The organism is Cellulomonas carbonis (genome assembly GCF_014636275.1).
In the GTDB taxonomy this organism is placed as follows: Bacteria; Actinomycetota; Actinomycetes; order Actinomycetales; family Cellulomonadaceae; genus Actinotalea; species Actinotalea carbonis.
The window spans coordinates 125,206-138,036 of sequence record NZ_BMEB01000002.1 but is presented as its reverse complement, the minus strand read 5'-3'; the positions used below and the strand labels follow the sequence as shown (position 1 = coordinate 138,036).

Below are 12,831 nucleotides of genomic sequence, written 5' to 3'. Positions count from 1 at the left end.
GCACGTAGCCGACGACGAGCCGGCGGCGCCTGCGCTGCCCGGCCTCGCGCTCGGACCGGTCGCGCTCGGTGGCGCGCCGCGTGAGGGTGTCGGCGGCGGCCGTGTCCGGTCCGCCGGAGGAGGTGGGTGCGCTCATGGTCAGTCCTTGTCCCGGGTGAGCCAGCGCTGGATGAGCGCCACGACGAGCACGATGACGAAGAAGATGAGAGAGATCGCGGCGCCGTAGCCGGTCTCCTGACGGCGGTACCCCTGCTGGACCGCGTGGTAGACGAGGGTCGTGGTCGAGTCGAGCGGACCGCCCTGCGTCATGACGTCGATCTGCACGAAGAGACCGAGCGCCTGGATCGTGATGGTCACCAGGATGAAGACCATGGTCGAGCGCAGGCCCGGCCACGTGACGCTCGTGAACTGCTGCCACGCGCTCGCGCCGTCCATGCGGGCGGCCTCGTAGAGCTCCTCGGGGATGGTCTGCAGACCGGAGAGCCAGATGATCATGTGGAATCCGACGGCCTGCCAGATCGACAGGACGATGATCGAGCCGAGCGCGGTGTCGGTGTTCCCGAGCCAGTTGGTGCCCTGGACGGCCCCGAACGTCAGCGTGTCGAGGATCGAGTTCACGAGCCCGTCGCGCTGGTACATGAAGTCCCACAGCACGGAGATGACGACGATCGACGTCACGACCGGGACGAAGAAGATGACGCGGAACCACGTCACGCCGCGGAGCTTCTGGTTGACCAGGATCGCCATGAACAGCGCGAGCGCGGACTGCAGCGGGACGACGACGGCCGCGAACACGAACGTGTTGACGAGGGACCGCACGAACGTCGGGTCCGCGGTGAACGCGCGGACGAAGTTGTCGAGCCCGACGAACCGCGGCGGGTTCGGCGAGATGAGCCGGGCGTTCGTGAAGCTCAGGCCGAACGCGAGGAGCACCGGGACGATGAGGAACAGGACGAGCAGGATCGTCGCGGGGGTCACCATCCAGTAGGCGGAGCGATGACCCTCACGGGCCGACCTGGCGCGACGACGGGTCCGCAGGCTCGGGGCGTCGTCGTCGGGCAGGGAGTGCGGGGTGATCTGCTGGGCGGGGACGGTCATGGTGACATCCGTTCCGGCGGTCGGCGGGGCGGCACGCGTCCGGCCGGCGGGACGCGCCCGAGGCGCGCTCCGGACCGGCCGGTCGGGGCCGTGCCGCCCCGACCGCCGTTCAGGACGGTCGGCTCAGAAGCCGTAGCCGTCGTTGGACTCGATGTTGGTGTCGATCTCCGTGACCGCCTGGTCGAGCGTCGACTGCACGTCCGCGCCGTTCATGATGTCCTTCGCGGCACGCTCGAAGACGCTGGAGATGACCGGGTAGGCCGGTGTGGGCGGACGCTCGAGCGCGAACTCCTGCGACAGCTCGACGAACGGCTGGAGCGGGTCGCCCTCGCCGAACATCTCGGACAGCTCCTCCGCCTCGGCGGTCGCCGGGATGACGACCTGCCGGTCCGCGAACTGGGCGATGTACTCGGGCTGGAAGCTGAACTCCAGGTACTCGCGTGCGCCGTCCGCGGCCGAGCAGTCGGCCGAGATGCCCCACTGCCACGACGCGCCGCCGATCTTGGGGCCCTCGCCGAAGTCGGGCGGCGGCAGGATCAGCAGGTCGTCACCGACCGCGTCGAGCGAGCCCATCGCGTTCCACACGCCCGTGTAGCTGAGCGCGACCTCGTCGTTGTTGAACTCCTCGTTGCCGATGGTCCCCGCGTCGCTCGCGAGGCCCCGCTCGAAGAGGCTCTGGAACCACTCGAAGAACTCGACGGCCTCGGGGCCGTTGAGCGCGCCGTCGGCGGTGAGGAAGCTGTCGCGGTCGATCAGGTCGCCACCCGCGCTCTGCAGCATCGGCGAGTAGGCGTACGGCCACCACTCACCGGTGTCCTCGGCGCCGATGTCGAGCGGCGTCGCGTACCCGGCGCCCTGGAGCGTCACGAGCGCGGCGTCGAACTCGTCGCGCGTCCACGGCTCGTCGACCGTCGGGACGCGGATGCCGTTCTCCTCGAGCACCGACTGCCGGGCGAACACCGACAGCGCGGCGTCCCAGTACCCGGCCGAGTAGATCTCGTCCTGGTACCGCCCGACGGCGGTCGGCAGCAGCGCGTCGGTGATCGCGGTGTCGAGGCCGAGCGGCTGGATGTACCCGGCCCACGCCCAGTTGGGGACGATCGGGCCGTCCATGTCGAGCAGGCAGGGCAGGTCGCCCGCTGCGGCGCCCGCGACGACGGCGTCGTTGTACGCGCCCTGCGGGAACGACTCCATGACGACCTCGTACTCGTCCTGGGACTCGTTGAAGTCGCTGATGATCTGCTCGTAGACCTCGAGCTCGGCCGGGTTGCCGGCCGAGTGCGTCCACATGGTCAGCTCGGTGGTGCCCCCGTCGCCACCGCCCCCGTCACCTGACCCGTCCGACTGGCCCGCCTGGCCGCACGCCGCGAGCGCGGTGGCCGAGGCGGCGGCGATGACTAGCATCCCCGTGAAGGACTTGCGACTCATCGTGATTCCTCTCGTGGGGCCGCGACGGGCAAGGTCGCGGTCCCCGCTCGGTGGTCGCCGGTCGGCGACCGTCGGGTTGTGTCACGCCCGCCGTCGGCCCGGCTGCTGCCGGGTCGGCGGTGGGCCCACCGAGTCCCTGCGGATGAGGGGGCACGGCATCAGCACCGGGCCCTCCTCGGCCGAGGGACGGTCACGCGCGCCGAGCAGGACCTCCACCGCCCACCGGCCCATCTCCGCGTGCGGGAGGGCGACGGTGGTCAGGGGCGGGTCGAGCTCGGCCGCGATGAGCTGCTGGTCGTCGTAGCCGACGACCGACAGGTCCGTGGGGATCTCCATGCCGTGGTGGCGGGCTGCCGCGTAGGCGCCCATGGCGATCCGGTCGTTGAAGCAGAACAGCGCCGTGGGGCGCCGGTCGGCGGGCAGCTCGAGGACGCGCGACGCCGCCTCGCGGCCCCCGGCGGCGTCGGACTCCCCGCGCACGTGGAGCGCGGGGTCGGGCGTGATGCCGGCGCGCTCCAGGACCTCGAGGTAGCCGGCGAGGCGCAGCCCGGACGCGAGCGGGGCTGGGTCCTCGTCGATGTCGACGTACGCGATGCGGGTGTGGCCGGCGTCGACCAGCTCCTGCACCGCGGCGACCGCACCCCCGCGGTCGTCGGGGACGACGGCGGGGAAGTCCCCCTCGACGGGCCGTGCGTCGAGCAGGACCGAGCCGGTCGGGAGCGTGGGCGGGACGTCGACCGCGCGGTGCCACATGCACGCGTAGACGAAGCCGTCGACCTGCTGCGCCTGGAGCGTCGCGATGGCCTCGCGCTCGAGCTCCGGGTCGCCGCCGGTGTTGACGAGGAACAGCAGGTGACCGTTGGCCCGCGCGGCGTCCTGCGCGGCCTCGATCATGCGGACCGCGTACGGCGTCGTCGCGATCCGGTCCGAGACGAAGCCGATGGTGCGGGTCTGGCGGGTGCGCAGGCCTCGGGCGAGCGTGTTGGGCGCGTACCCGATCTCGGCGGCGACGCGTCGCACGCGCTCCTGGGTCACGGCGGGGATGCGGTGGCTCGACCGGTCGTTGAGGACGAGGGACACGGTCGCGGCGGACACGCCGGCCTCGCGGGCCACGTCCTTGATGCCGATGCGCCTCGTCACCGGGTACCTCCTCGTCGAGGTGGTGCGTCCTGGTCGCGTGGGTCGCGCGTCGTCGTGCTGGTGGTCGCGGAGCCGTGGGGCGGGTCCGCGTGACGCCGACCCGCGTCGGACCAATTGGGTCGATCCGATGGTGGTAAATCGGTTTACCGCGTGAGTCGAGTGTGATCCCGCACACACGCGGCTGTCAACCCTTCGTGATCGATCCGTTGCAGAGGGGGTGGGTGGGGGTCGTACAGGGGGTGGGCTGTTGCACCGGGGTGGGCGGCGCCTGGCGCAGGGGGTGGGCGGTCGCGCGGGCCGAGGTGCGTTGCGGCGCGGGGCGTGGGCATGGGCCGGGAGGCGTGGGGCGGAGGCGGTCCCGGTGGGCTGCGCGGCCGGCGAGCCGTTGTGCGGAGTGTTCCGGTCGCTTTCCGGTCGATGGGCTCCGCACAAGGCCTCGATGACGGCCGGGCCGCGGCAGGGGTGGCCCTCTGCGGTGGCCGGTCGCTTGTGCGGAGCGTTCGGGTCGCTTTCCGGTCGATTCTCTTCACATCAGCGGCGGGGACCGTCGCGCGCCGACGTCGGCGCCGGACCAGGCGACCGACCTCGCGCGCGTCCTACGTGAAGCCGGGCCGTGACACGGTGGCCGCATGGTCGACGACGACGACGACGCGGCCGACGACGTCCGGGCGGCGCTCGCGTCTGATCCGGTCGCGCTCGCGGTGCGGCGCCGGGTCGCCGACGTCGTCCTGGGCTGGGACGGCGTCGAGGAGCGGGTGACCCGGACGCAGGTCGCCTACCGCCGTCGGCGAGGCTTCGCCTGGGTGTGGGCACCGCGGCGCCACCTCGGCCGGACGACGGGCGCGCACGTCGTCGTGTCGTTCGCGCTCGGGCGGGTCGAGCTGTCGGACCGGGTCAAGGAGGTCGCGCACCCGTCGACGCACCACTGGATCCACCACGTCGAGCTGCAGGACGCGTCCGACGTCGACGCCCAGCTCACGTCCTGGCTGCGCGAGGCCTGGGACCGCGCGGGCTGACCTCCCCGACGGCCGCAGCGGGTGGATCTGCCCGCGGGTGCCGCGGTGGGATCACCCCGCGCGGCGCGGTCGGGTGGGGTCGCGCGCTCGGCTGGGTGGATCGGCCCGCGGATGTCGCGGCGGGACCGGCCCGCCTAGAGCTCGCCGGTGCGCTGGAGGTAGCGCATCGCGAGCCAGCCGAAGGGCAGCCGGCCCCAGAACGTGAGCCCGCGGAACAGCACGACGACCGACGCCGCGATCGCCGGCGGCAGACCGCCCGCACTCGTGAGCGCGAGGCCGAGCGCCGTCTCGACGGTCCCGAGGCCACCGGGCGACGGGATGATCGACCCGGCCGCGTTCGCACCGAGGTAGATGAGCGCGAGGTCGATGAGCGACAGCTCGCGGCCGAACGCCTGGAGCGACGCGTAGAACGCGCCCAGGTACCCGAGCGTCATGAGCAGGTTGCCCGCGACGGCGACGACGAAGCGGCGCGGCTCGGCGAGCAGCCGCACGAACCGCGGCCACGTCTGACGCCACACGGGGCGGACCTTCTCGACCGCCCACTGCCGCACCTGCGGCACCACGAGCGCGAGCGCGATGAGCACCGCGACGCCGCCCAGCGCGAGCAGCACAGTCGTCGGCGGGAGCTGCTGGAGCGCGCTGCCCTGGCCGCTCACGAGCGACAGGACCACGAGCAGCAGCAGCGTCGTCACGAACTGCGACAGCTGCACGAGACCCACCGACGCGACCGCGAGCGGGTAGCCGACCCCGCGGCGCGCGAGCATCCGCAGGTTGAGCGCCGCGGGACCGATGCCGGCGGGCGCCATGAGCGAGACGAACGCCGCGGCGGTCTGCACGAGGGTCGTGCGCCACAGGGGCAGCTTCACGGGCGCGAACGCGACGAGCGCGAGCGCGCTGCCGAGGAACGTGACGAGGCCGAGCACGAACGCGACCGCGGCCCACCACGGCTCCGCGGCGGAGAAGGCGTCCGTGACCTGACCGAGGTTGAAGCTCGTCACCACGACGACGACCGCGACGATCGCGAGGGAGATCATGAGGACGGTCCGCGCGCCGAACCGCACGAGCCGCTCGGGCTCGACGTCGGCCTCGGGCAGCCTCGCGAGCAGCGCCTCACGCAGCTCGGGCAGGACGCCGCGCCGGCTCCGCGCCTCCTCGCGCGTCGCGGGCGGCAGCGCGATGGTCTGCAGGAGCGGGCCGATCGTCGCGAGCTCTTCGTCGTGCAGCACGCGCGCCGCGGACTCGACGGCGCGCCCGGCGCCGACCCGCAGCGCGAGCGTCGCGAGCAGCTGCGCGACGTCCATGCGCTGCGCGAGGTCCGACGACGCGACGTCGCCCTGGTCCCACCCGGTGAGCAGCGCGACGGGACCGTCGTGCGGGTGCTCGCCCTCGCGGCGGCACGCCGCACCCGTGGGGTCGACGAGCACGACGTCGGCCGTGAGGGCGCGGTGCGCGAGGCCCGCGGAGTGCGCGATGCGCAGCTGCTCCCAGGCGGCGTCGAGCACGTCGTCGGTCATCGCCTCGGGCGGGAACGCGCTCAGCGGGACGGCGTTCTCGGCGTGCTCCTGGACGAGGAGCATCGAGTCGTCGGCCTCGGCGATCGTGCGCAGGCGCGGCGTGCAGACGCCCGCACCCCACGCGGCGTGCGACAGCAGGGCCGACCGCTCGGCCGCCTGCCGGAGCGACACGACGCCCCGCCCCTCGAGGCCCCGCAGCCGCAGCGACCGCCAGAACCGCGTGAGCACGCCGACGACGTGCCGGTCACCGTCGAGGACGACGACGTCGAGCCGCTCGCCGTCGTCCGTCGTCATCGCGTAGACGCGGTTCGCGGTCGAGCGCGTCAGGGCCCGGACCGCGAGGTCGTCGTCGGCGGACTCCTCGAGCGGCAGGTCGGAGGCGAGGTCGCGCACGCGGACGAGCGTCGCGGGCCGGAACCCGGCGCGCCGGATGCCCGCGACCAGCGCCGCGCCGTACGCGCGCTCGCTCTGGACGCCCGCGGCGTACCGCACGCCGAGCCCGACGGCGCGCCCGAGGAGCGCCGTCACGAGCGCTCCCGGGAGCGTGACCAGCCCCGTCACGACCGTGACGCCGAGACCGACCCACAGCAGGTTCCACGACAGCGCGAGCGTGCGGCGCCGGTTGCGCGCGCCCGACGCCGTGAGCAGCGCGGCCGTCCCGGACAGCAGCGCCGGGATGGTCACGACGCGCTCGCCGCGGCTCCACACCGAGAACGCAGCCTGCAGCTCGAGCGGGGCGAGCGAGGTCAGCAGCCACGCGGCCGCGAGCGCGACGAGCGTCCCCACGACGGCGGCCGCGAGCGCCTCGAAGGCCTGGCGTGCGAGGCGGCGCAGCACGAGCTCGGTGAGCACCGCGATCGGCGCGACGAGCGTGATGAGGCCCTCGAGCACCGCGACCGGGAGGAAGAGGATGCGGCGCAGGACGGACGCGAACCCCCGGACGTCCTCGGTGAGGCCGCTCGTGGTGCCCTGCGCGTAGAGCGCGAGCACGAGGACGGCGCCGATCCCGAGCAGGCACAGGACGATCCCGACGAGGTCCGCGGGGTGGTGGACGCGCGCGGTGGGCGTGTCGACGATCCGGACGTCGTCGCCGGCGCGCGTGCGCGCAGGGAGGCGCCCACGCAGCGCGGATCCGGCCATGCTGCGGAGTCTAGGGCGGGGGTGCCCGCTGCCCGGGGAGGCGGCTGGGCCGCGACCCTCACCGCCGGTGCTTGACCCGGTACATCGCCGCGTCGGCGTCGGCGAAGAGCTCGGTGGGCGGCGTCGTCGGGTCGGTCGTCGTCGCGGCGCCGATGCTCACCCCGACGGTCACGTCGACGCCCGCCACGTGGATGGGCTCGCGGACGGTGCGCCGGAGGCGCCCGACGACGGTCTCGACCTCCTTGTCGTCGCGCACCTCGGTGAGGACGACGCAGAACTCGTCGCCGCCCATGCGGGCGACGTGGTCGTGCGGGCGCAGCGCGGCGCGGAGCCGTCCCGCGACGGCGACGAGCAGCTCGTCGCCGGCCGCGTGGCCGTGGGTGTCGTTGACCTCCTTGAAGAGGTCGAGGTCCATGAACAGCACCGCGACACCGGCGCCGGGTGCCGCCTCGGCGAGCTCGTCGGTGAGCACGCGCATGAGCTCGGCGCGATTCGGCAGGCCCGTGAGCGGGTCGTGCGCCGCGGCGTGCGCGAGCTGCTGCTGGTGGTGGAGGCGGTCGCTGATGTCGCGCATGTCGACGACGAGCCCGCCGACGAGCGGGTCGTCGAGCATGTTGAGCACCGTCCACTCGTGCCAGCGCCGCGCGCGCCGCACCTCCATGAGCACGTCGAAGGCCTCGCGCGCGCCGCCGCCCGCACGGACGACCTCCTGGAGCCGCGCGAGCACGGCGTCGCCGTGCTCGGCGTCGACGAGGCTCGTCACGGGACGGCCGACGAGCGCCTCGGGCCGCGTGCCGAACGCCGCCGTCGCAGGCGGGCTCACGTACGTCATCACGCCGCTCGCGTCGACCACGACGACGACGTCGGAGGAGCTGTTGAGCAGCGCGTTGAGCCGCGCCTCGGCGGACAGCTGGGCGCGGGCGAGCTCCTCGCGCTGGGCGACGCTGCGCCCGACGTAGGCGATCGCGACGCCCGTCGGCAGCGCGATCCACAGCGCGGCGACGTGGCTGCGGTCGGGCACCACGATCGACGGGAGCCACCCCAGCTGGACGCCGACCTGGCCCGCGACGGTCAGCGCCGCCCCGGCGGCGACGGCGGGGCGCCACATCCGGCTGCCGGCCGCCTCGACGTGGGCGACGCTCGCGAGCGCGACCATGCCGGGCAGCACGAGGCTCCAGCCCGCGAACCACGCGAAGGCCGCGCACAGGGCGAGCACGACGGTGAGCCGCAGGCCGATGCGGACGCCCCTCGCCGCGGGACGGCCCCGGTCGAGGGAGGCCACGGGGTACCGGCCGACGTCGTACCCGATGACCGAGGCGACGATCACCAGCGCGGTGAGGACGACGGGGTTCCCGAGGACGAGGCCGCGGTCGGCCAGGTACCGCATGAGGACCGCGGTACCCGCCGAGACGAGCACGAGCACGAGCAGCGCAGGTCCGAGAGGCAGGTCCGGCCGGACCTGCCCGGGACGAAGCCTCGCCATCGAGCCTCCTCGACGCCCGCCGTCCCGGGGCGGTGCGCGACGTCGGGGGGCGACGTCGTGCGCGGCCCGCGGGGGACGGGCACGGGGCGAGCGGGAGCGCGCGCCTGGGCCCATGCTCCCGTCTGGGACGGCGGCGCACCACCCGTGCCTGTGCTCCGACCGGGTGGTGCGCGCTCCGGTCAGCGGACGCCGAGCGCCGCGAGCCACTCGGGAGGCAGCAGCGTGTACCCGACGAACGCGACGACGTCGATCGCGGTGTGCGCGACGACGAGCGGCATGACGCGCCGTCGCCGCAGGTAGTACCAGGAGAACAGGAGGCCCATCGCGACGTTGCCGAGCGCCATCCCCGGGCCCTGGTACAGGTGGTAGGCGCCGCGCAGCAGCGAGCTCGCGACGAGGATCGCGGGGACGGACCAGCGCAGCGTCCGCAGGCGCTCCATGAGGTAGCCGACCGCGACGACCTCCTCGAGCAGCGCGTTCTGCAGCGCGGACAGCACGAGCACGGGCACGGCCCACCAGTACGGCTCGAGGCCGGCGGCCCGGATGTCGACGGTGATCCCCAGGACCCGCGTGAGCGCGTAGAACCCCAGTCCCGGCAGGCCGACGGCCGCCGCGAGACCGAGCCCGACGACGACGTCGCGCACGGGCCGCGCGGCGTCCAGGCCGATCCGGCGCACCGCGGACCGTCCGTCGGACGAGAGCAGGTACAGCGCGAGGGCGACGGGGACGAGCGCGAAGCCGATCGCGAGCAGCTGGTAGGTGAGGTCGAGGTAGGGGCGCTCGGCGCGTGTCGGGTTGAGCGTCGTCGACTGCTGCGCGAGCGGGACCTCCGCGGTGAGCCGCGCATAGAGGCGCACCGCCGCGTAGAGCGCCGACTGCCCGAGCGACAGCCCGAGGACGATCCAGACCTCGGCGCCGAGGCGGCGGCGCTGCGCACGCGCGTCGGGCGGGGGCGCGGCGGCGTCCGGGGGGCCGGGTCGGTCGGCGGTCGGCGCGTCGTTCGCGGGCGTCATGGCTCCTCGTCGGTCGGCGGGGTGCCCCAACGCTAGGCGAGGCGTCTGGACGCGCGCTGGACAGGGGTTGACCGCCGGCGGGGAGCACGACATAGTTGCCAACAAGTTTGCACCGCAAAGTAGTTGGGAACAGATGATGGTCACCCCGGAGCCGCAGGCTCACCCCGCCGCGGCACCCGCCCCGGTCCCGGCGCCCGTGACGGCACCCGTCCCCGCCGCCGCCCCGGCCGACGACGACGCGCCGGACCCCGCCGCCGTCGCGGCGCTCATCGCGGCGCAGCGCGAGCGGGTCCGCGAGGCGACCGACGTCGACGGACGCCTCCTCTTCGGCGTGTGGGGCGTCGCGTGGCTCGTCGGCTTCGGCGCGCAGTGGACCGCGTTCCTGCCCGACCCGCTCCTCCCGTTCGACACCGCGTTCGTCGTCTTCGGCGCACTGCTCGTCACGGCGATGGTCGTGACCGCGGTGCACCTGGCCCGGCAGAGCACGGGCATCCGCGGGACGTCCGCGCAGCAGGGTGCGATGTACGGCTGGACCTGGTCGCTCGCGTTCTTCGGGATCTTCGCGCTCGGCTTCGCCCTCGCCCGGGCGGAGGTCGGGCCGGCGACGACGAACCTCGTCATGACGGTCGCCTCGACGCTCCTCGTCGGCGCGCTCTACATGGCGGGCGGTGCGATCTGGGGCGACCGGACGCAGTTCGCGCTCGGGGCGTGGATCACCGGCGTGACCGCCGTCGGCGCCGTCGTCGGCCACCCGCACCTGCTGCTCGTCATGGCCGTCGCGGGGGGCGGCGGCATGCTCGCTGCCGCGCTCGCCTACCAGGTGCAGCGCTCGCGCCGGCCGGTCGCGTGATGGCGGCCGACCCGAGCGAGCCGCTCGACCCCGTGATCCACAGCCAGGCGCGGCTGCGGATCATGACGACCCTCACCGCGCTCTGCGAGGGCGACCGGATCACGTTCCCCAAGCTCCAGCAGCTGCTCGACGCGACCGCGGGCAACCTCTCGACGCACCTGAGACGCCTCGAGGACGCCGGCTACGTCACGGTCACCAAGGGTCACCAGGGCCGCGTCCCGTCGACCCACATCGAGGTCACCCGGGCCGGCCGCCGCGCCTTCGAGGACTACGTCGCCCAGCTCCAGGCCCTGCTCACCCCACCAGCCGGCACGCCGTCGGGCGTAGCGGACGCCGCGGCCGCACGCGAGGCCGCCACCGAGGAGACGAGATGACCAGCACCGCACCACCCGTCGAGGTCGACCGCGTCACCCGACGCTTCGACGCGACCGTCGCGCTCGACGACGTGTCGCTCACCGTCCAGGAGGGTGAGCTCGTCGGGCTGCTCGGCCCGAACGGCGCGGGCAAGACGACGCTCCTGAGCCTCGTGAGCGGCGTCCGCCGCGCGGACTCCGGGACCGTCCGGCTCTTCGGCGGCGACCCGCGCGACGCGTCGTCGCGGATCCACCTGGGCACCACGCCGCAGGAGACCGGGCTCCCGCCGACCCTGCGGGTCCGCGAGGTCGCCGAGTTCGTCGCGGGCCACTACCCGGACCCCCTGCCCACGGGTGAGCTGCTCGAGACGTTCGGCCTCACCGAGCTCGCGCAGCGCCAGACCGGCGGGCTCTCGGGCGGCCAGAAGCGTCGCCTCGCGGTGGCGCTCGCGATGGCCGGCCGTCCCCGCCTGGTGCTGCTCGACGAGCCGACGACGGGTCTGGACGTCGACGCGCGGCACGTCCTGTGGGACGCACTGCGGTCGTTCCACGCCCGCGGCGTGACCGTCGTCGTCACGAGCCACTACCTCGAGGAGATCGAGGCGCTCGCGGAGCGCGTCGTCGTCGTCGACCGCGGGCACGTGCTCGCCGACGGCGCGCTGCGCGACGTCGTCGGCCGCGTCCACCTGCGGCGCGTGACGCTCGCCGTGCCGGCCGACTCCGAGGAGCGCCTCGACCGGCTCGACGGCGTCGTCGGGCGCGACACCGACCCCGTGAGCGGGCGGCACGTGCTGCTGACCCCCGACGCCGACGCGCTCGTGCGCGAGGTCGTCACCGCGGGTGTCCCGTTCCACGACCTCGAGGTGCGCAGCGCGTCCCTCGAGGAGGCGTTCCTCTCCCTGACCCGACGCGAGGTGCCCGCATGACCACCATCGACCGCGGCCCCGGCCCGACCACCGGCCGCACCACCGGCACGACCGCAGGCACGACCACCGGCACGGCCCCGACGGGACGCGGCGGTCCCGCACGGGGCCGCGCCACGGTCCCGACGCTGCGCCTGGCACTGCTGCACTTCCGCTACGGGTTCCTCGAGACGATCCGCGTGCCGATCGCCGTCGTCGGGACCACCGTCTTCCCCGCGCTGGCGCTGCTGTTCTTCGTCGTGCCGCAGGAGGCCGTGGCGGGGAACCCCGTCGCGGCGACCGCGTCGAGCGCGCAGCTCGCGGTGTTCGCCGTGATGTCGACGTGCATCTTCACGTACGGGATCGGCGTCGCGGAGGACCGAGCCCTGCCCTTCGACCCCTACGTCCGCACGCTGCCTGCGGGTCCCGCACCGCGCATGGCCGGGCGGGTCATGACGGGCACGGTGTTCGCGTTCCTCGGCGTCCTGCCGATCCTGCTCGTCGCGGCGTTCCTCACCGAGGCGTCGATCCCGGTCCTGCGGCTCGTGGTCGCGCTCGTGACGCTCATGGTCGCGGGTGTGCCGTTCCTGCTGCTGGGCCTGTCGATCGGGTACGCGCTGTCCGCGAAGGCGGCGACGGCGATCGCGCAGGTCGTCGTGTTCCCGCTCGCGTTCGCGGGCGGGCTCTTCATGCCTCCCGAGGCATTCCCCGGGTGGCTCGACACCCTGTCGACGTGGCTCCCCAGCCGCGCCGCGCGCGACGTGGTGCTGCCCGTCGCGACCGGCGGCGACGTCGGCGTCCAGGCGGTCGCGGTCCTGGTCGCCTGGACGGTCGTCTTCGCGGTGCTCGTCACGGTCGTCTACCGACGCGACGAGGGACGCCGCTTCCGCTGAC

The 12,831-nt window shown here is 74.1% G+C and carries 11 protein-coding genes; 5 read left to right on the top strand and 6 right to left on the bottom strand.

The features are described from left to right. Window positions 1-138: 138 nt before the first annotated feature. The 3 genes from IEV86_RS05965 to IEV86_RS05955 all read right to left on the bottom strand — a co-directional run bounded on the left by IEV86_RS05965 (window position 139) and on the right by IEV86_RS05955 (window position 3,666). Window positions 139-981, bottom strand: a complete 843-nt coding sequence (locus tag IEV86_RS05965) for a carbohydrate ABC transporter permease (RefSeq protein ID WP_081978633.1) — start codon at window positions 979-981, stop codon at window positions 139-141. 240 nt (window positions 982-1,221) lie between these two features. After that, on the bottom strand, window positions 1,222-2,526 hold the full coding sequence (locus IEV86_RS05960) for an extracellular solute-binding protein (RefSeq protein ID WP_043604914.1): 1,305 nt from the start codon (window positions 2,524-2,526) through the stop codon (window positions 1,222-1,224). Between the two features lie 81 nt (window positions 2,527-2,607). Further along, a complete protein-coding gene (locus IEV86_RS05955) occupies window positions 2,608-3,666 on the bottom strand; it encodes a LacI family DNA-binding transcriptional regulator (protein ID WP_229734515.1) in 1,059 nt (352 codons plus the stop codon). Between the two features lie 629 nt (window positions 3,667-4,295). On the opposite strand from IEV86_RS05955, the gene IEV86_RS05950 reads away from it, so the two are divergent. Then, window positions 4,296-4,682 carry a DUF5655 domain-containing protein gene (locus IEV86_RS05950; RefSeq protein ID WP_052426073.1) on the top strand — a complete coding sequence of 129 codons (387 nt, stop codon included), beginning with the start codon at window positions 4,296-4,298 and terminating at the stop codon, window positions 4,680-4,682. A gap of 134 nt (window positions 4,683-4,816) precedes the next feature. On the opposite strand, the gene IEV86_RS05945 is transcribed toward IEV86_RS05950, so the two are convergent. The 3 genes from IEV86_RS05945 to IEV86_RS05935 all read right to left on the bottom strand — a co-directional run bounded on the left by IEV86_RS05945 (window position 4,817) and on the right by IEV86_RS05935 (window position 9,832). After that, window positions 4,817-7,336, bottom strand: coding sequence for a lysylphosphatidylglycerol synthase transmembrane domain-containing protein (locus tag IEV86_RS05945; RefSeq protein ID WP_052426072.1), 2,520 nt, complete (start codon window positions 7,334-7,336; stop codon window positions 4,817-4,819). Window positions 7,337-7,394: 58 nt separating this feature from the next. Next, complete coding sequence (locus IEV86_RS05940) at window positions 7,395-8,819, bottom strand: GGDEF domain-containing protein (protein WP_043604911.1); 1,425 nt, start codon at window positions 8,817-8,819, stop codon at window positions 7,395-7,397. 179 nt (window positions 8,820-8,998) lie between these two features. Beyond that, on the bottom strand, window positions 8,999-9,832 hold the full coding sequence (locus IEV86_RS05935; protein ID WP_043604909.1) for a CPBP family intramembrane glutamic endopeptidase: 834 nt from the start codon (window positions 9,830-9,832) through the stop codon (window positions 8,999-9,001). A 67-nt stretch (window positions 9,833-9,899) separates the two neighbouring features. Here IEV86_RS05935 and IEV86_RS05930 point away from each other — a divergent pair, with 67 nt between their 5' ends. The 4 genes from IEV86_RS05930 to IEV86_RS05915 are packed head-to-tail and all read left to right on the top strand — an operon-like array spanning window position 9,900 to window position 12,830. Beyond that, window positions 9,900-10,682: a hypothetical protein gene (locus IEV86_RS05930; protein ID WP_188484590.1), complete on the top strand. Its 783-nt coding sequence runs from the start codon at window positions 9,900-9,902 to the stop codon at window positions 10,680-10,682. After that, the gene (locus IEV86_RS05925; protein ID WP_052426071.1) at window positions 10,682-11,056 is read left to right on the top strand and encodes a winged helix-turn-helix domain-containing protein; all 375 of its coding nucleotides are present in this window, start codon (window positions 10,682-10,684) and stop codon (window positions 11,054-11,056) included. The genes IEV86_RS05930 and IEV86_RS05925 overlap by 1 nt, the downstream gene beginning before the upstream one ends. Further along, window positions 11,053-11,961, top strand: coding sequence for an ABC transporter ATP-binding protein (locus IEV86_RS05920; protein WP_043604903.1), 909 nt, complete (start codon window positions 11,053-11,055; stop codon window positions 11,959-11,961). The genes IEV86_RS05925 and IEV86_RS05920 overlap by 4 nt, the downstream gene beginning before the upstream one ends. Next, window positions 11,958-12,830 carry an ABC transporter permease gene (locus IEV86_RS05915; RefSeq protein ID WP_081978629.1) on the top strand — a complete coding sequence of 291 codons (873 nt, stop codon included), beginning with the start codon at window positions 11,958-11,960 and terminating at the stop codon, window positions 12,828-12,830. The genes IEV86_RS05920 and IEV86_RS05915 overlap by 4 nt, the downstream gene beginning before the upstream one ends. The last annotated feature ends 1 nt before the right edge of the window (window position 12,831 follow it).

Bases quoted from the DNA above. Each gene is read 5' to 3' on its own strand.
- IEV86_RS05920 (WP_043604903.1), top strand. From the start codon at position 11,053: ATGACCAGCACCGCACCACCCGTCGAGGTCGACCGCGTCACCCGACGC.
- IEV86_RS05960 (WP_043604914.1), bottom strand. From the start codon at position 2,526: ATGAGTCGCAAGTCCTTCACGGGGATGCTAGTCATCGCCGCCGCCTCG.
- IEV86_RS05925 (WP_052426071.1), top strand. From the start codon at position 10,682: ATGGCGGCCGACCCGAGCGAGCCGCTCGACCCCGTGATCCACAGCCAG.
- IEV86_RS05935 (WP_043604909.1), bottom strand. From the start codon at position 9,832: ATGACGCCCGCGAACGACGCGCCGACCGCCGACCGACCCGGCCCCCCG.
- IEV86_RS05945 (WP_052426072.1), bottom strand. From the start codon at position 7,336: ATGGCCGGATCCGCGCTGCGTGGGCGCCTCCCTGCGCGCACGCGCGCC.
- IEV86_RS05940 (WP_043604911.1), bottom strand. From the start codon at position 8,819: ATGGCGAGGCTTCGTCCCGGGCAGGTCCGGCCGGACCTGCCTCTCGGA.
- IEV86_RS05965 (WP_081978633.1), bottom strand. From the start codon at position 981: ATGGTGACCCCCGCGACGATCCTGCTCGTCCTGTTCCTCATCGTCCCG.
- IEV86_RS05950 (WP_052426073.1), top strand. From the start codon at position 4,296: ATGGTCGACGACGACGACGACGCGGCCGACGACGTCCGGGCGGCGCTC.
- IEV86_RS05915 (WP_081978629.1), top strand. From the start codon at position 11,958: ATGACCACCATCGACCGCGGCCCCGGCCCGACCACCGGCCGCACCACC.